The organism is Flavobacterium tagetis (assembly GCF_016735615.1).
Lineage (GTDB): Bacteria > Bacteroidota > Bacteroidia > Flavobacteriales > Flavobacteriaceae > Flavobacterium > Flavobacterium tagetis.
In genome coordinates this window covers 1-18209 of record NZ_JAERSF010000002.1, presented here as the reverse complement: position 1 = coordinate 18209, position 18209 = coordinate 1, and the positions used below count along the sequence as shown (strand labels likewise).

The 18209-nt window shown below is 33.6% G+C and carries 12 protein-coding genes and 1 rRNA gene; 2 read left to right on the top strand and 11 right to left on the bottom strand.

Annotation, left to right across the window (positions count from 1 at the left end):
• Positions 1–135 precede the first annotated feature (135 nt).
• From JI750_RS07500 to JI750_RS07455, 10 genes are all read right to left on the bottom strand, one after another.
• A complete protein-coding gene (locus tag JI750_RS07500) occupies positions 136–1869 on the bottom strand; it encodes a glycoside hydrolase family 43 protein (protein ID WP_201999826.1) in 1734 nt (577 codons plus the stop codon).
• A gap of 3 nt (positions 1870–1872) precedes the next feature.
• The gene (locus JI750_RS07495) at positions 1873–2907 is read right to left on the bottom strand and encodes a glycoside hydrolase family 43 protein (RefSeq protein WP_201999824.1); all 1035 of its coding nucleotides are present in this window, start codon (positions 2905–2907) and stop codon (positions 1873–1875) included.
• Positions 2908–2928: 21 nt separating this feature from the next.
• Positions 2929–4362: an MFS transporter gene (locus tag JI750_RS07490; protein WP_202003076.1), complete on the bottom strand. Its 1434-nt coding sequence runs from the start codon at positions 4360–4362 to the stop codon at positions 2929–2931.
• Positions 4363–4654: 292 nt separating this feature from the next.
• Positions 4655–5764, bottom strand: coding sequence for an endo-1,4-beta-xylanase (locus JI750_RS07485; protein ID WP_201999821.1), 1110 nt, complete (start codon positions 5762–5764; stop codon positions 4655–4657).
• 52 nt (positions 5765–5816) lie between these two features.
• Positions 5817–8423 carry a glycosyl hydrolase 115 family protein gene (locus JI750_RS07480; protein ID WP_201999819.1) on the bottom strand — a complete coding sequence of 869 codons (2607 nt, stop codon included), beginning with the start codon at positions 8421–8423 and terminating at the stop codon, positions 5817–5819.
• 140 nt (positions 8424–8563) lie between these two features.
• Positions 8564–9727 carry a mannonate dehydratase gene (uxuA, locus tag JI750_RS07475; RefSeq protein WP_202003073.1) on the bottom strand — a complete coding sequence of 388 codons (1164 nt, stop codon included), beginning with the start codon at positions 9725–9727 and terminating at the stop codon, positions 8564–8566.
• 119 nt (positions 9728–9846) lie between these two features.
• A complete protein-coding gene (locus JI750_RS07470; protein WP_201999817.1) occupies positions 9847–10584 on the bottom strand; it encodes an SDR family NAD(P)-dependent oxidoreductase in 738 nt (245 codons plus the stop codon).
• 15 nt (positions 10585–10599) lie between these two features.
• A complete protein-coding gene (locus JI750_RS07465; RefSeq protein ID WP_201999815.1) occupies positions 10600–12753 on the bottom strand; it encodes an alpha-glucuronidase family glycosyl hydrolase in 2154 nt (717 codons plus the stop codon).
• Positions 12754–13034: 281 nt separating this feature from the next.
• On the bottom strand, positions 13035–14066 hold the full coding sequence (locus tag JI750_RS07460; RefSeq protein ID WP_201999813.1) for a LacI family DNA-binding transcriptional regulator: 1032 nt from the start codon (positions 14064–14066) through the stop codon (positions 13035–13037).
• Positions 14067–14206: 140 nt separating this feature from the next.
• On the bottom strand, positions 14207–14644 hold the full coding sequence (locus JI750_RS07455) for a PepSY-like domain-containing protein (protein ID WP_201999812.1): 438 nt from the start codon (positions 14642–14644) through the stop codon (positions 14207–14209).
• A gap of 294 nt (positions 14645–14938) precedes the next feature.
• On the opposite strand from JI750_RS07455, the gene JI750_RS07450 reads away from it, so the two are divergent.
• Together JI750_RS07450 and JI750_RS07445 are read left to right on the top strand one after the other, a co-directional pair.
• Positions 14939–17128 (top strand): tetratricopeptide repeat-containing sensor histidine kinase, encoded by a 2190-nt coding sequence (locus tag JI750_RS07450; protein ID WP_201999810.1) that lies wholly within the window; start codon positions 14939–14941, stop codon positions 17126–17128.
• Between the two features lie 11 nt (positions 17129–17139).
• Positions 17140–17781 carry a response regulator transcription factor gene (locus JI750_RS07445; RefSeq protein WP_201999808.1) on the top strand — a complete coding sequence of 214 codons (642 nt, stop codon included), beginning with the start codon at positions 17140–17142 and terminating at the stop codon, positions 17779–17781.
• A gap of 314 nt (positions 17782–18095) precedes the next feature.
• Here the strand turns inward: JI750_RS07445 and rrf are convergent.
• A 5S ribosomal RNA gene (rrf, locus tag JI750_RS07440) occupies positions 18096–18205 on the bottom strand.
• Positions 18206–18209: the final 4 nt, after the last annotated feature.

The following is an 18209-nucleotide window of genomic DNA, read 5'->3' as shown; positions in this document are numbered from 1 at the left end:
TTTGGGCGTGTCCCTCCGGGTCGGGCTATTCGTTTCAAGTCCTCGCCTGCTCGTTCCTCGCGTCTGTGGGCTTTCCACTTCTATCCCTCACGCGTACGGTTTCAAGAGACATTTGTCACATACTAAACGAAAGTCTTAATCAAAATGCTTCCTCGAAGCATACATCCCTAAATACGTACCCACAAATCCTCCTGCTTCTTTTGTACTCAGAATAACTCCATCAACATCTTCTATCAACAAAATCCAATCTTGTTTTTCTGTCGTTTTATAATAAAAACTATACCATCTTCCGTTTCCTTCAATCTTCACAAACAATGGTTTGTCAGAATCTAAAAGTTCTTTTTTCGCAATAATTTCCGATTTCCCATTATTGATTTTATCTGCTGTTCTTTCAACAAAAACTTCCATTTTATGATCAGTATTCATTCGTTTTCCAATCAACAAATAATGTTTTTCATTTTGAAAGGCCGTTAAACCTGCCGCCTGTAAATTATCTTTTGGATTGAATTCAAACTTTACTGAAGCTTCAAATTTTAAATGCTGTTGTCTTCTTCCAATAAAAGAAAAATTAGTTTCGGTATGAATCGATTCTGGTCTTGGCTTAATTAATAAACTCCCATTAATTAAATCATACCATTTTTCTTTCGGCGTTCTGATAAAACTCCATTTAAGATCTAATTTACTCGAGTCAAAATCGTCTTTCGAAACAAAATTTCCATTCAATGGCTCTATTTTTTCTTTAGAAAGCGGAAGATTTGGATGTTTATGAATCATCGGAATCGGTTCATTTCCGCCGACAATTTCTGGCCAATCGTTTTTCCATTCAACAGGCATCATGAAGGTTTCTCTTCCCATATTGTAAAAATCTCCTTCGTATGGTCGGCATCCTAAAAACACTGACCACCAATCTCCGTTTGGAAGTTCAACAAAATCGGCATGTCCCGTTGTCGAAACCAAATTTTCACGATTCTGATCTAAATGCAACTGAGTCAAAATGGGATTGTTAGCATAACTTTCGTATGGACCATAGATATTTTTACTTCTAAATATTACTTCAGAATGGTTAAAACCTGTTCCTCCTTGTGCGCAAAGCAGATAATAAAATCCGTTCTTTTTAATCACATGTGGACCTTCGATCCATACTGGTTTCTTAGACATATCGGTTCCGCCGTTAATAACCAATTTGGGGCTTCTTGTGGTTTTTTGTTTTTCCAAATCGTATTCCAGCATATAAATGGCGCGATGGCCATCATGAAGTGAAACATTATTTGGCGGAGGGCCGTTATGCGTAATATAAACTTTTCCATCTTCATCAAAGAAAATGTCAGGATCGATTCCGTTAACATCTGGAAGTACAATCGGGTTTGACCAAGGTCCTGCAGGATTTTTAGCGGTAACAATAAAATTACCTACTCCGCTTACATTGGTGCAAATCACATAAAATGTTCCTTTATTGTAGCGAATTGTTGGTGCGTACATTCCGCCCGACAAACGAGAGTTTCCAAAATCGGCTTGTTCAGGGCGATCAATGATGTTTCCTATTTGTTTCCAATGCACTAAATCGGTACTTTCAAAAATGGGTAATCCCGGAAAATAGCAGAAAGAAGAATTGACGAGATAAAACTTATCCTCAACTCTACAAATCGTAGGATCTGGATAAAAGCCAGCCAAAACAGGATTTAAATAATCGACATCAGATTTTCTTAAATTTTGATAAGCGTCATCATTTCCTCTGTAATCAAACCAATCAAAAGAAGCATAATCAGAATACACAACCGATTGTGATTTTTGTGAAATTTTTTTACATGAAGAAAATGCACTCATCAAAATGACTGCTGCAACAATTTTAAAACCTGTTTTTCTTTTCATATCTTAATCAATCAATCTTCTTATTCCGTATGGATCAATCGTAATTATAGAACCATCTTCCAAATAATCGATTTTCGTTACTTTCATGCTTCGCAAATGCGTTACCCCTTTTGACAAGCTCGAATCGTGATAAAACAAATACCACTCGCCTTCTACTTCGCAAATCGAATGATGCGATGTCCAACCCACAACTGGATTCAAAATTCTTCCCTGATACGTAAACGGCCCATAAGGGTTATCGCCAATAGCATAACAAATAAAATGTGTATCGCCTGTCGAATACGAGAAATAATATTTTCCGTTATACTTATGAACCCAAGAAGCTTCAAAAAAACGTCTGGCATTATCTCCTGCAAAAATCTCATTTCCGTTTTCATCCAAAATTTTAATTTCTTTGGGAGCTTCAGCAAATTCCAACATATCATCTCTTAACAAAGCTACTATAGGTCCTAAAGCTTTTTCTTCAGCCAAAGGTTCTTCGTTATTTTGATCGTACTGATTATTACGGTACTTCTGAAGCTGTCCGCCCCATATTCCTCCAAAATAAATATAATGTTTACCATCTTCATCTTCAAAAACAGCAGGATCTATACTGTAACTTCCTTTTATTGCTTCTTTTTCAGGAACAAAAGGCCCAACTGGCGAATCTGAAATGGCAACACCAATCTGAAAAATTCCGTTAGCTCGTTTAGCTGGAAAATACAGATAATACTTTCCGTTTTTATGAGCTGCATCAGGTGCCCACATTTGCTTTTCAGCCCAAGCAACATCATTTACATGCAACGCAACACCATTATCAACTACTTCTGACGAAATATCTTCCATAGAAAAAACATGGTAATCTTCCATTCCGAAATGATCGCCATTGTCGTTAAACGGAATTCCAGCATCAATATCATGAGATGGATAAATGTAAATTTTTCCGTTGAATACATGCGCCGAAGGATCGGCTGTGTACATATGGGACACTAAAGGCTTTGAAATCGCCAGGTCATTAATTTCTTCAAAATTAATGTGTTCAATGCTATCTTCAGGCATACTACTATTTTGTTTAAATAATTAAGCTCTTCTTTCTTTTAATTCTGTTTCTATTTTCACTTCCATTTCTTTATTGATTTTATAGAAAAACAGCAATCCGGCTCCAATTAAAAAAGGGATTGCAGGGAAAATACTCACTAGTAATTTGATTCCGTTTACGGCTGTTTGAGATTGTTCTGGCGCATTTGGAACGTAATGGAAATAACCTAAAAATAAAGTGGTTAAAGCACCTCCAACGCTCAATCCTGTTTTTAGTCCAACCATCATGGCCGAAAATATAATGGCTGTTGCGCGACGATTGTTTAACCATTCGGAATAATCGGCGACATCCGCAATCATTGCCCAAAGAATTGGGATTGTGATTCCGTAGAAAAACCCGTGTAGGATTTGAGAGAAAAATATCAATCCGATTGATGTCGGAGGATAGAAATAAAAGCCTACAATAAACAGTGTCGAAATGAATAAAAACAATCCGAACACATTTCGTTTTCCGTATTTGTCAGCGAGATTTTTAGACAAAGTAATTCCGACAATCATAAAGATAATTCCGCCCGCATTAAAGAGTCCGAAACCTGCTGAAACAGGATCGTTCCCAAAATGATTCAATCCGATATTGGTTAAAAAATCCAAAATAGGCTGAATAAAAACGGCCAATTGTTCTTTATCTACATAATTCTCAAAATAATACACATACGAACCGCCTTTCATGGCCAAAGTCACAAAAACCAAAGTCGTCAGCGAAAGCATAATAACCCAAGGCCTGTTTTTGATTAAATCGCTCAAATCTTCTTTTACGCTTGACTTTTGTTCTGGTTTCGGAATGATTCTTTCTTTTGTAGTTAAAAAAGTAATTAAAAGCATGATTGTTCCAATAATTGCCAGCGCAGTCATTACTTTTTCAATCCCGACTGCTTTATCTCCGTTTCCCGCACTTTTGATAATACCAAGCATAAAAACCTGAACAAAAAACTGAGCAAACATAACTGCCACAAAACGATAGGACGACATACTGTTTCGTTCTTTCATATCGCCCGTAATAACACCGCTTAAAGCAGAGTACGGCAAATTGTTTCCTGCATAAAAAAGCAACAGCAAAGTATAGGTGATAACCGCATAAATCACTTTCCCTTTGTACGAGAAATCAGGTGTTGAAAATGCTAATAGCGCCACTATCCCAAGCGGAATTGCAGTTAATAAAATCCAAGGTCTAAATTTTCCCCATTTGGTACTCGTTCTGTCTGCCAAAACCCCAATGATCGGATTAAAAATAAAAGCTGCTACTAATCCAACAATCAGCATGATGATCGAAGAATCTGTTGGTGATAAGCCGTAAATGTCGGTATAGAAATACGCCAGATACGTCATCAAAGTCTGAAAAACGAGATTGGCAGCAAGATCTCCTAAACTGTATCCAATTTTTTCTTTAATGGATAGTTTTTGTGAAATTTTAGTCATTGGTGGGTTTGTGGTCATTTTAGATAGCTAGTTAGGTTCTTTTTTTGTCATTTCGACGAAGGAGAAATCACACGTGATAATCGACAAAGATTGACGACATTCTGTATGGAGTTTCTAGTGTGATTTCTCCTTCGTCGAAATGACAATATTGTGTTGGTTTTATTAAAAACAATCGGTTGTGTAAAATTAGACAAAAAAACATACTATGCAAATTTACTTTACTTTATTTAAGTTATTTTTCAAACCACAACCGATTGTTGATCAATTTATAAAAATTCATTTTTTTTAGTAGTTATTCTTTGGTTTCTTTAAGATTTAAAATACTGTTGTAAGCTTTTTTATGTCTTAAAGTCGCATCAAATGGCAACGGATAATTAGTTCTTCCTTTTATCGGCCAATCGTTTAGCCAAGATTGTCCATCATGAACTCCCCAAAAAGTAACACGGCTGATTTTATCTTTGTGTTTCAAAAATAATTTAAAAATCGATTCATAACGTTCTGCAAGTTTGTTTTGAATAGAATCTGGCAATGCTTTGGGATATGGATTCATTTTTGCGCTTCCTTCAAAATTTTGACTAATCTCTGCTCCTTTTAAATCCCACGGATTTGGTAAAACAGTAATATCTAATTCTGTAAAAGCTACTTTGATTCCTAAAGCCGAATATTCTAAAATGCTTTTTTCTATTTCTTCTAATGATGGACTTTGTAATCGCCAGTGTCCCTGAATGCCAACTCCGTCAACTTTTCCGCCTTCGGCTTTTATTTTTTTGATTAAAGCAATCGCTCCTGCTCTTTTTGCAGGTTCTTCGATATTATAATCGTTATAATATAATTCTGCTTTTGGATCTGCTTTTGCTGCTAGTTTGAAAGCGTTAACCAAATATTTTTCGCCCAATGTTTTCAAAAAAACAGATTGTCTTAAAGTTCCATCCTCATTCAAAGCTTCGTTTACAACATCCCAAGAGTTGATTCTTCCTTTGTATTTGGAAACTATTGTCGTAATATGATCTTGCATAAACGCTTTCATTTCTGTACTGTCGGCAATCTTTTCCATCCAAGGCGCTAATTGACTGTGCCAAATCAAAGTATGCCCGTGAATAAACATCTTATTCTTTTCTCCATACGCCACAAATTTATCAGACAAAGCAAAATCATATTTGTCCTTTTGCGGATGCGTAAACATAGATTTCATGATATTTTCTGCCGTAATTGCATTAAATTCTTTTCGAATCAAAGAATCTTCTTTTTTGTCTTTTTCTTCGATTTGATCCGCGCTTAAAGCAGTACCAATGTAAAAAGCATCTTTGTAAGCATCTTTTAATGAAGCAGTTTCTTTTTGCGATGTACAGCTGACAGCCAGCAAAGTTGTGACGGCAACTAAATAAGGTTTAATACATTTCATATTTTTTGGTTTAAATAGTTAATAGTTTTTTTTCTCTTTACGGAGATAGTAATCATTCCTTTCTAAAACTCTCTGCCGGTCCCAAATACGACTGCAAAACTTTTCCTTCTTCGGTTTCAATTACAATTTTTTGAAGCACTACAGCAGGATCAATCGCATAAATTTTCAAAACATGATTTCCTGTTTTTTCAATTTCATGCGTTGAGGTTATTATCTTAATATTATTCGCAACCGATTCTGCCCAAGCTTTTTCCGAAGAATCTGAGTTGAGATTATTTACTTGCGGTTTCTCATCATCAAAGCCGATTCCATATTTTAAACCGTCTCCAATTTTAAAATTGATTGTTGGCGAAAAATAGGCTTTAACTTTTATCTTTCCTTTACTAAAAAAATGAACATTATACTCTAATCTTGGAGATTGTTTCGAAATTTTAATCGACTGAATATTCGAAGGCTTTAAAGTTACTCCAGATGATGTTTTTCCCAGATTTGGAATTGTTGTCCATTTTACTGAATCAGAATTTATTACTTTAGAATAATTTTCACTTTCTATTGAAATATAACCATCGTTCTCAATAAAACCATGAGCTTGAGCTAAATCTTGTTTTTTGCTAATTGATGTCTCTTTTTTTAAAATCTCTTCAGCGGTAATCACTTTTACCGCTTGAACTGCAGGCGCAATTTTCTTTGTTTTCGGAATCACATTTTTTTCAGGCTGTTGCCAATTATCATAACCAATATGCGTCTGTGACATCATGTGATTCCACTTCCCATTTGCTATTTGGGTATGATAATAATTCGTGAGCTCGGCATCTTTTTCAAATAACTTCTTTACTTTTTCAGCATAATCATTTGCAACGACATCTCCCTGTTCTGCATACAATTGATTTTTAGCCTGCGCTACATACAATTCGTTTAAATTAGCACTTGCTAAAACAGGAAATAAAATCAGCTGATAAAAAGCATCTTTATATTCTGGTTTCAACTTTTCATTTATCAAATTGGCTTTTTCAACCAGTTTTTGATATTCGGTAATAACTCGATCTGCTTCGTTATAATTTGTTATGCTGTACGTTTTAGCATCTAGCAATTCTGGTTTTCTTCGTGAATTATATTTCGTGTATAATTTTAAAATTTCAGAAATATCTTCTGTAAACTGATTGTCAAAATTCTCTTTAGCCCAATTCACATAATATTGTCCTAAATTTCCAGCATTGAATTTTTCAGGATTCCAAGCCATGTCTAAGAAAAACTCAATCGGAAATTCCATTGGTTTGATATCGCCAACATTTACAATCCAGATTTTATCTACTCCATATTGATACGCCAAATCCATTTGTTCCCAAGTTCGCTCGATTTGATTGGTGTTGATCCATTTATAATTTCTTGGTCCGCCAACATAATCATAATGATAATAAATACCGTAACCGCCTTTTCTTGGTTTTGAATCGAGTTCAGGGAGTTTTCTAATATTTCCCCAATTATCATCGCATAATAAAAGTGTTACATCGTCAGGAACTGTCATTCCCTTGTCATAATAATCTTGAACTTCTTTGTAAAGTGCCCACATTTGTGGCGTTTCTTCAGCAGATTTTTTAGTAACTTCTGTAATAATGTTTCTTTGAGTTTTTACGATATTTTCTAATAGCTCAATCGCAGTTCCTTCCGTCATAGGCTCATCGCCATCGCCACGCATTCCAATTGTAACGATAGTTTCTTTATTTCCCATTCGTTTAATTCCGTCTTTCCAAAATTGAATCAAAGCTTCCGAATTTGAATTAAAATCCCATTTGCCATTTGATTTTCCCCATTCAGCATGTGCTCTCGTTAAAGGCTCGTGGTGAGAAGTTCCCATTACAATTCCATACTCATCTGCCAAAACAGCATTCTGCGGATCTTCAACATAAAACATTCTGCCCCACATTGCTGGCCATAAATAATTGCCTTTCATTCGCAGAATTAATTCAAAAACTTTATCATAAAATTTCGAATTAAATCCGCCAAATTTCTCAAATGCCCAACCTGTAAGTGCAGGCGCTTCATCGTTTATAAAAATCCCTCTATATTTTACTTTTGGTTCTCCCTGCGAATGAACTCCAGGTAAAACATGCAGTTCTGATTGTTTTTTAACTGGAACATCTGCCCAATAATACCAAGGAGAAATTCCAATTTGACTGGACAAATCGTAGATTCCATAAATTGTTCCCCGTTTATCTGAACCTGCAACTACCAATGCTTTTTTAATTCCTTTAAACGGATTTTCGACAATTTGGGTTGCAAATTTCTCCCATTTTCCATGAAGTTTTCTAGCATCTATTTTGCCTTCCTTTGCTAATTGATCGATGATTTTACTTTTTCCTAATGTCCCAATAATGACAATAAAATCTTTTGCTTCAGAAATCTTTTTAATTCTTTTCGGATGTAAATCAGAAACCTGAAAAATGTCATTTTCTAAATGTCCAGTTACTTTTAAAACTCCAGAATAATCTTTATCATCAACTAAAATCGAAGCCGCTTTTCCTTTACTTACTAAAGGGAAATTTTTACTAGAAGCCTGATTGACTACATATTTCTCTGGATTTATGGCATACAAATTTGTGCTTAATCCGATTAGGAAAAGCAATAGAATTAAGTATGAAGTTTTAATTTTTGAACACATAGCGTCACAAACTTTTTTTATTTAATCTCGCAAAGTCGCAGAGTCGCAAAGCAATTCTTTTTAAGCTTTTTCAAAACAAAACTTTGCGACTCTGCGACTTTGCGAGAAATTCTCAGCGTATTAGATTTAGGAAACTTTAATTACAAATTCAATTTATACCCAATTCCCATTTCCAAACCTCTTAACTCCGCCAAACCTTTTAATCTTCCCGTTAAAGAATAACCAGGATATGTTTCGGTTTCTTCATCAACTCTATGCAGAAATCCATGATCTGGGCGCATTGGGAGACTTGTTTTGTTTTTATTCATTAGCAACAATAATTTTTCAACAATCACTTCCATTTTAACATCGCCGTTTAAATGCTCTGATTCCCTAAAAATAGTTTCGCTTTCGCGGATGGTATTTCTCAGGTGTAAAAAATGAATTCGGTTTCCAAAATCGTCTATTATTTTCCCCAGATTGTTTTTCGGGTCAGCGCTTAACGAACCTGTACAATAACATAATCCGTTTGCCATTGAGGGAACTGCATCAAAAATCGCTTTTAAATCGGCTTCTGTTGAAACAATTCTCGGAAGCCCTAAAACCGAAAACGGCGGATCATCGGGATGAATGGCTAATTTTTGTCCGTTTTGATCTGCAATTGGAGTTACTTCCGATAAAAAATAAATCAGGTTTTCTCTTAATTTTTGATTGTCGATTTTAGCATAATTTTCTAACAACGACAAAATCTGTTCAGATGTAAAGTTGATTTTACTTCCTGGCAATCCTAACAAAACATTTTTAAACAAAAGTGCTCTTTCATCTTCAGACAATTGATTTCCAAACTGCAAAGCTTTTTCTTTTTCAATATCAGAATAATCATTTTCTGAATTCGGTCTTTTCAAAAGAAAAACATCAAAATAAGTAAACGCATCCTGATTATACAGCAAAGCTCTACTCCCGTCTTCATTAATAAAATTATGATTCGTTCGCACCCAGTCCAAAATTGGCATGAAATTGTAGGTTATGATTTTGATGCCACACTCCGCCAAATTTTGCAAACTAGTTTTATAATTATCAAGGTATTGCAGATAATTTCCCGAAGCACGTTTGATTTCTTCGTGAACAGGAAGGCTTTCAACCACAGTCCATTCCAAACCGTAATTACGAATGGTTTCTTGTCTTTCTTTTATCGCTTCAATTGTCCAAACATCACCAACAGGAATTTGATGCAATGCAGTTACAATTCCTGTTGCACCAGCTTGCTTAATATCTATAAGTTTTACGTTGTCTTGAGGCCCAAACCAACGCATGGTTTGTTGCATTTTTATCATACTTATTTTTTTAATCTCGCAAAGACGCAAAGGCGCAAAGTTTTTATATAAAAAAGCTTAAAAAAAATACTTTGCGACTTCGCATCTTTGCGAGCAATTTTCAGCATTCACTAAAACCCAATACTATTTCCACCATCAACTGGCAAAACTGTACCGGTAGTATATTTTGATTCGCTTAAAGCGAAATAATAAACTGCATCTGCAATGTCTGACGGTTCTCCTAAATACCCCATTGGCGTTCTGCCTAACACTTTATTTTTTCTTTCAGGATCGTTGTCCAAAGCTGTCGCAGACATTTTCGTTTTAATAAATCCAGGTGCTATACAGTTTACACGTATTCCTGCAGGTGCCAATTCTGTTGCCATCGCACGTGTCATTGCTTCGATCGCACCTTTACTTGCTGAATAGGCTATTACTTTTGGAATTCCGTATTGAGATGCCATCGAACTAATGTTAACTATACTACCGCTTCCGTTGGCTTTCATGTTTTTTATGACTTCTCGGCTTACCGCAAAAACACTCAATAAATTGGTGTGAATTATTGAAAGAAAATCTTCATCAGTTACATCTGGAATTTCCTTTTTCATATTAATTCCAGCATTGTTTACCAAAATATCAATTGAACCCTTTTTTGTAATGCTTTCAATCATCGCGGGAATTCCTTTCAAATCATTTAAATCGAAAATTACTGGAATGGCATTTTCTCCAATTTCCTTACATGCATCTTCTGTTTTTTCTTTCGATCTTCCGATTATGTAAGTTTTGATTCCGTTATCACAAAGTTTTTTTGCGGTTGCAAAACCTAATCCCGAATTTCCTCCGGTTACAATTGCTGTTTTTTTACTCATAATTTTTATAATATACTATCCATTTCCAGGGGCAAATGGAAATTTTAATGACTTAAAATAATCTAAAGTATGTGTCGGTTTTTCTACTCCGTCAGGAAGTTCTTTCCCTGAAAATTGCTGAAAATACAACAAACAGGCATTCCGCCACCATTTTGCTTCTTTATATTGAATTTCTAGCAACATTTCGACTTCATTAAAACGTTCGCTGTCGATATATTTTTCAGTTTTCTTCCAAACATTCTGCATTGCTGACACCTGATTTACACCTTCTTGATATTTAAGTGCCAAACCATTCCAAAGTGTTTGACCATTTTTTAACTTATAATTCCACGGAACATGATGAAACCATAAAAGATCTTTCTCTGGACAGGTTTCTAAACTATCAAAAAGTTTCTCAACCTCAGGAGCATATTGTGCACTCGCATTGGTTCCGGTTTTTGATCTGTCAAAACCAATTCCGTTTTTGTCGGCTTTATGATAGTATGTCGGATTCCATTCTGGTCTTGACAAATTAGAAACCCAAGGCCCAGGTCCGTAATGATGGCCCGTGTCCATAATATGATGCAATCCGAGTGGTGTCATGTAATTTACAACAGCTTCGCGAGATTCAATCATGATATTTTTGACAGGTTCAATAAAATTTTTATCATTAGAAAAAGTACTTCTTAACCATTCATCGGCTATGGTTTTTGAATCTAGATAAGGATTCCACGCTAGTCTTCCGAAACCATACCAATTTGCCTGTGCAAAAGGATGGCCTGTCCAATTTAAATCATTTCCAATATTTGCAACGCCTGCAATTCCCGTTAATTTATTTTGATATAAAGTGCCGTCAACAACTTTAGCAACGGTTGAACCTTCTCCTTTTTGATAAGTATCAGCTTCTAAAACTTCCTGAAATAATTTTGGCAGAAAAACCAAATGTGTACTGAAACCTAAATATTCCTGCGTGATTTGAAATTCCATCATTAAAGGCGTTTTTGGCATTGCTCCAAATAACGGATGAAAAGGTTCTCTAGGCTGAAAATCGATTGCTCCATTTTTTACCTGAACAATTACATTCTCTTTAAATTTTCCATCATACGGCTGAAATTCCGCGTAAGCCTGTTTAGCTCTATCATTCGCATCATGTTCTGAATATACAAAGGCTCTCCACATAATTACACCATCAAAAGGTGCAACAGCATCAGCTAACATATTTGCTCCGTCAACGTGATCTCGTCCATAATTTTGCGGACCTGGCTGACCTTCTGAATTGGCTTTCACCAAAAATCCGCCGAAATCAGGAATTCGTTTATAGATTTCAGCCGACTTATTTTTCCACCAATTGATAACTTCAGAATCTTTTGGATCTGCAGTTTTTAAGTTTCCAATTTCGATTGGTGCCGAAAATCTTGCCGTTAAATAGACTTTTATTCCATAAGGTCTAAAAACATTCGCTAAAGCTTCCACTTTTTCTAAATACTGCGGAGTGAGGATTAAAGCGTTGGCATTTACATTGGTCAAAACCGTTCCGTTAATTCCGATTGAGGCATTTGCTCTAGCGTAATCAATATAACGCTGATCAATAAAATCAGGCAATTTCTGCCAATTCCAAAGTGAAAATCCAGCATAACCACGTTCAATCGTTCTATCAAGATTATCCCAATGATTTAGAATTCTGATATTAGTTTTAGGAGAATCAACAATATTTAAATTTTTAGTCGATTTATTAGTCTGCAATATTCTCAGAAAATTAAAGACTCCGTATAAAACGGCAACGTCTTTTTTTCCTGTAATAATAATTTGTTTTTTGTTTTTAAAAGAAACAGTTTTGATAATAAAACCTTCATCATTTATTTTATCAAAATCAGATTTTAGCTCATTTTTGATTTCGATATTTAAATTCGATTCTGAACTAACAATAAGATTGTTCTCTCCTTTTATATCTGGCTTAATTTCAGGAATATTTCCCAACATATCCGAAAATCCTGTTTTGAGTTCTTTTCCTGCAATTTTTATAGTTTCAGAATTTCCTAAAAGAACAATCCCTTTAAGAGTGTTTTTATATTCTGTAGCTATTGCAGAATTAGCTACCGTATTATACTGAAGCCATAATTTATAATCCTTTTGTGCTAAAGAGGAAAAGGAAACCAGAAAAAACAATAAAACAAATCTTAATAAGGTCATTGGCTTAAATTTAATTCTTCAAAACATCTTTTCGAAAGAATCAATATTTTATTTCAGTTTAAAAGTATTTGACAAAAATTTAATTCAAAAAATACATTATTCCAAACAAAACAATGATTGCAATCGGTTGCGTAAAAATATAAGATTGTTGTTTAAGAAAAAAATTTTAGCCGTCTTTTTTTCAAAAAAATAATTTATATAATAAATAAAAGCAGGATAATTATAAAAACTATCCTGCTTTAGCTGGGTGGATTTACTATTTAAATCCTTTCTTTTTGACTCTATTTCTGTGAAGATTCTCTTGCCAATACTTCTGTATTTAAGAATGTAATTTCTTTAGCATCATCATCATTTTTAGATGATTTCAAATTTTTTATAATAATATCTGCTGCTGCTTTTCCCATTTTTTCAGCTGGATGTGTAATAGTAGATAAATTAGGATCTATAATCTGCGAAATCGGGTCGTTGTTAAAACCAATTACTTTGAATTCTTCAGGCACTTTGACTCCACGTTTTTTAGCAGTCTGAACGGCACTTACAGCTAAAATATCTCCTGGCGCAAACAATCCGTCTGGAATTGGTTTCAAATCAAATAATGCGTTGCTTGCTTTTACACCGTCTTCATAAGTAACGGAATTCAAATTGATAATCAATTCTTCTTCAACTTCTATATTATGATCTTTTAAAGCTTCTATATAACCTCTTTTTCTTTCGTTATATAAATTACCTAATTCTGAACCGGCGGTAAAATGAGCAATGCGAATACACCCTTGTTCAATAAGATGCTTGGTTGCTTTGTAACCAGCTGTATAATTGTCGATAACAACTCTAAAAGTATTATATCCTTTAGGGACTCTATCAACAAAAACCAAGGGAATATTATTGTTTGAAAACTGATGAAAATGAGCTGTATCTCTCGTTTCCATTGCCAGAGAACAAATAACACCGCTTACTCGATTGCTATATAAAGATTTAGCCATATTTACTTCTTCTTCATACGAATCATGCGACTGCATAATAATTACTGTATAATCCGATTTTTGAGCCGTAATTTCAATTCCGCTAATTAGAGAAGACAAAAAGGGCTGTGTAACTGTGGGAATCAAAACTCCAATAGTTCTGGTTTTGTTTCCACGTAAACCTGCAGCTAAAGTATTTGGGACAAATCCCATTTCTTCAGCGGTTTTTTTCACTTTTTTAATCGTCTTATCACTTATAGTGTGATGGTCTTTTAAAGCTCGTGAAATAGTAGATGTTGCAAGATTAAGTCTTTCGGCAATATCGTAGATCGTTACATGTTTATTTTCTTCCATAAAACAACTAATAGAAGATGTAAATATAAACTATTTTCTCTCACGTTACTATTTACAAAAAAATCAGCCACAAATTAAGATGCTCTGATTTAATCATGAAAGTGAAAATAAATCAGAGCATTTAGAATCGATTAAAAAAATTAATCATCCTTCTTGTCTTTTAAAATTTTACCATCCTTAGTAAATTCCAAATCAATATTATTGGTCAAATCGACATCCAAATCTTTATGTCCATAGTCAATGTGTGTTATTTTTTCATTCGGATGATTTTTAGCTACATAAGCTTTTATATTATCTGGAATAAAAGCTGTCGGGATTGGATTGTTGCCACCATCAACTTCTCGGTATGATCCGTCTTTCCAAAATTCTACTTCTGTACCATCTTTCAGCTTAACTTCATATCCCTTTTCTCCATGTTCTGCATCTTTTTTAGCAACTTCTACAGTTGTATGGCTAAAATGTTTCTTTAAAAAATCTTGAGCTGGTTTTGGCAGTTCTGATACCTCTATCTTTTTCTGTGCACTAACCGAAATTGTTGCAAACAACAAAATAACGGCTAAAAATATTCTCTTTCTCATAATTCAATCATTTAATTATAATCTCACTAATTTACTGTAAGAAAATTTACATTCAAATTCTTTTAAGAAACATTTAGCCTTTCACACAAACACAAAACACTGATAAACAAACACTTTAATTTTTTTTTTTATTAACTATTATATCACAACTTCATTTAAAAATTTTATTTTTCAGAAGATTTTTTTAATTGTTTTGTAGTACTTTTACTTCTTAGTCAAAAACAAATTGATTTTTCAAATCCCAAGTTTACAATACTTTTTCTAATTTTTATTGAGAGTATAAACCAAAAACGTATGGCACTCTTCCCAGGAAGGTTTTATTTAATCATCATCATCTTTTTATCATTCAGTCTACAGGCACAGATTGAAAATAAAAAGAAGGCTTTTGCTGCCAAAAAAACATCAGTTTTTAAACACAGTCCCAAAATTCTAGGTCTTTACGATTTATACAACCGTGGAGAGGAAAAAAAAGCATACAAAAAAGCACATTTACTATTAAAATCAAAAATAGACAACCGATCTCTTGCAAGCGCAAACCTTCTTCTTGCTTATTATTTCAACAAAAGAGCAATAATTGACTCTTCCATATATTATACAAATCAAGCTTTTAAATACAATACAACCGCCAACGATTCAATAAAAAACCGTCTTTTCTCATTAGGATATAATCTTCTCGCTATAAACAACAATAAACGAGGCTTGTTTAATGAAAGTAAAAAATGGCATATAAAAGGTATTGAAGCCTCCCAAAAATACAATGAAACAAATCTTTTCTATACACATACACACGGTTTAGCGCAGACATATACAGAATTAGGAGATTATCAAAATGCTTTAAAATTATTTAAGCAATGTCTCGAATACAAAGATGATTCTGAAATAATTTTAGGAAGCTACATCAATATTGCTGATATTTATTCGAGACTGAAAGATTACGATAATGCCAATATTTACTATAAGAAAGGAAAAACGATTTGTGAAAAAACAAATAATTTTCAAGCAAAGTCCATTATACTACTTGGCTTAGGCGAAAATTATCAGCTACAGAACAAATACCCAGAAGCATTAAAAATGTTTCAAGAAGCTCTTACTATTGCAGATGAAAACGAAATGAATCAGTTAGCCATTATTTCAAGAAGCACTATTGGCGATTGCTATACTTCACAGAAAAAGTATAATGATGCAAAATTGATTTTCTTGGAAGCACTTCAAAAATCAATACATTTTGGATTACTTCAAAACCAAATAGACATTTATGACGAACTGCGAGAAATTGCTATAAAACAAGAAGACTATAAAAATGCTTATATGTTTTTTGACAAATCAACTCATTTAAAAGATTCTATCTCGAAAATGGAGAGAATCAAAGAAATCAATGAGTTGGAAATCAAATACAAAACAGCTCAGAAACAAAAAGAAATTGAATCTTTAAAATTCGAAAACGAAGCAAAAAAATTAGCTTTAGCTAGCCAAGAAGATGCGATTAAAAACATGATACTTCAGGATGAAATTTCAAAAAAAAACAATGAAAACACAATTCTATCCTATCAAAATTCATCCAACAAAAAGCGAAATGAGATTTCACTTCTGAAAAAAGACCAGCAATTAAAAACATTGGAAATCAACCAACAAAAGAAAATTAAGCTATTTACTATCAGTGCTTTCCTTATTTTATTGATTCCTATAATTGCCTTATTATTTCAATTTTACAAAAGATTCAAAATACAGCATTTATTAAACATTAAGCAAACCGAAATTAGTTCGCAAAAAATAAACAGTATTTTAAAAGAGCAAGAATTAGAATTAATTAAGGCTTCAATTACTGGACAAGATAAAGAAAGAAAGCGTATTTCTCAAGAACTCCACGACAGCATTGGTGGTAATCTCGCTGCTATCAAATTACAAGTAAATCATTTAAATTCTTCTAATTCTTCGAATATTCAGAAAATAAGCCTTCAGCTCGACGATACGTACCAGCTGGTTCGAAATTTATCACACAATTTACTTCCAAAGAAATTCAGCCAAAATAAATTTCTAGAAGTATTAGAATCATATTTGAATAATATCAGCGAAGCAAGCAAAATTAAGATTTCATATATTCCTTATCCGAAGAAAGAGATTAATGATTTGGATGAAAATATTCAGATTGAAATTTTTAAAATTATACAGGAACTGTTGACTAATACAATCAAACATGCAAAAGCTTCCGAAATCGAAATTCAGCTGAATTACATTGAAAATATATTCAATCTTTTATTTGAAGATAATGGGATAGGCTTTCAAACTGAAAACATTTCAAAAGGAATTGGCCTCGTAAATCTGGAAAACCGAATTAATAAATTAAACGGTTCCCTTATAATTGATTCAAAACAAAAAAGAGGCACTATTTTTAATATTGAAATCCCAGTTTTTCAATCAAAGTCCAAAATCCAAATTAAAGGAATAGGTCTAAAAAATCAGCTTGACGAATTAAAAAGCATCTAACATAATTATTAATGACTAAAATTAATTTACTTATTGTTGACGATCATACGATGTTTCTTGAAGGAATTATTTCCTTATTAGAACGTGAATCAAATATTACGATTATTGATAAAGCTATAAATGGAATTGACGCATTGAAAATTATTCAAAAAGCAACTATCGATTTTATCATTCTCGACATCAGCATGCCAGAAATGGATGGAATAGAATTGAGTAAAATTCTTAAAAAACAGTATCCGCACATCAAAATCTTAATCTTAAGCACACACAGCAATGTAATGATTGTCTCAAGATTAATCAGAATTGGCGTAAATGGCTATTTATTAAAAAATGCTGAGAAAGAAGAACTTCTAAAAGCTATAAACATAATTGCTTCGGGAGAGAATTATTTTGCCGAAGAGTTAGAAGAAAAACATTTTAGCAATAATACGAGAATTGAAAAACAAATCTCTAACCTAACCGAGCTAAGTTCCAGAGAAAAAGAGATTTTAGTACTGATTGCTCAAGAATACAATACCGCTGAAATCGCTGAAAAAACTTTTATAAGCTTAAATACGGTAAATACACACCGTCGTAATTTATTATCAAAATTAAATGCTAAAAATACAGCAGGATTGGTAAAATATGCTGTCGAAAATGGTTTAGTAGATTAATCTATTGCAAAATCTTTCTATTACTAAGCCCGAATAATATAGTAAAGCTCCCCAATGCAAATACTATTCATTCGAGCAAGTAATAAAATTTTTAATTAAAATTGCATGATTATATCAATTTAATTCTCCAAAATAGTTTGACACACCTCGTTTACATTGCAACTTTAAAACAAATCTACTATTCTTCCCTTTTTCTTGCATCACTATAAATAGTGATTTTTATGTTTAAAATTTACTTTCATAGTCTAATCTATCAATTTTCAAAATCATATAAAAACAGAAAACCCCATCCGAATTGGATAGGGTTTTCAAAAGAAAGGCGACGACATACTCTCCCACAATGATGCAGTACCATCTGCGCAGGCGGGCTTAACTTCTCTGTTCGGGATGGGAAGAGGTGAGCCCCGCCGCAATAACCACCTTAAGGC

What these genes read in the sequence shown, in the direction of transcription:
- JI750_RS07500 (WP_201999826.1), bottom strand. Translation starts at nt 1,869, where the DNA reads ATGAAAAGAAAAACAGGTTTTAAAATTGTTGCAGCAGTCATTTTGATG.
- JI750_RS07495 (WP_201999824.1), bottom strand. Translation starts at nt 2,907, where the DNA reads ATGCCTGAAGATAGCATTGAACACATTAATTTTGAAGAAATTAATGAC.
- JI750_RS07490 (WP_202003076.1), bottom strand. Translation starts at nt 4,362, where the DNA reads ATGACTAAAATTTCACAAAAACTATCCATTAAAGAAAAAATTGGATAC.
- JI750_RS07485 (WP_201999821.1), bottom strand. Translation starts at nt 5,764, where the DNA reads ATGAAATGTATTAAACCTTATTTAGTTGCCGTCACAACTTTGCTGGCT.
- JI750_RS07480 (WP_201999819.1), bottom strand. Translation starts at nt 8,423, where the DNA reads ATGTGTTCAAAAATTAAAACTTCATACTTAATTCTATTGCTTTTCCTA.
- uxuA (WP_202003073.1), bottom strand. Translation starts at nt 9,727, where the DNA reads ATGCAACAAACCATGCGTTGGTTTGGGCCTCAAGACAACGTAAAACTT.
- JI750_RS07470 (WP_201999817.1), bottom strand. Translation starts at nt 10,584, where the DNA reads ATGAGTAAAAAAACAGCAATTGTAACCGGAGGAAATTCGGGATTAGGT.
- JI750_RS07465 (WP_201999815.1), bottom strand. Translation starts at nt 12,753, where the DNA reads ATGACCTTATTAAGATTTGTTTTATTGTTTTTTCTGGTTTCCTTTTCC.
- JI750_RS07460 (WP_201999813.1), bottom strand. Translation starts at nt 14,066, where the DNA reads ATGGAAGAAAATAAACATGTAACGATCTACGATATTGCCGAAAGACTT.
- JI750_RS07455 (WP_201999812.1), bottom strand. Translation starts at nt 14,644, where the DNA reads ATGAGAAAGAGAATATTTTTAGCCGTTATTTTGTTGTTTGCAACAATT.
- JI750_RS07450 (WP_201999810.1), top strand. Translation starts at nt 14,939, where the DNA reads ATGGCACTCTTCCCAGGAAGGTTTTATTTAATCATCATCATCTTTTTA.
- JI750_RS07445 (WP_201999808.1), top strand. Translation starts at nt 17,140, where the DNA reads ATGACTAAAATTAATTTACTTATTGTTGACGATCATACGATGTTTCTT.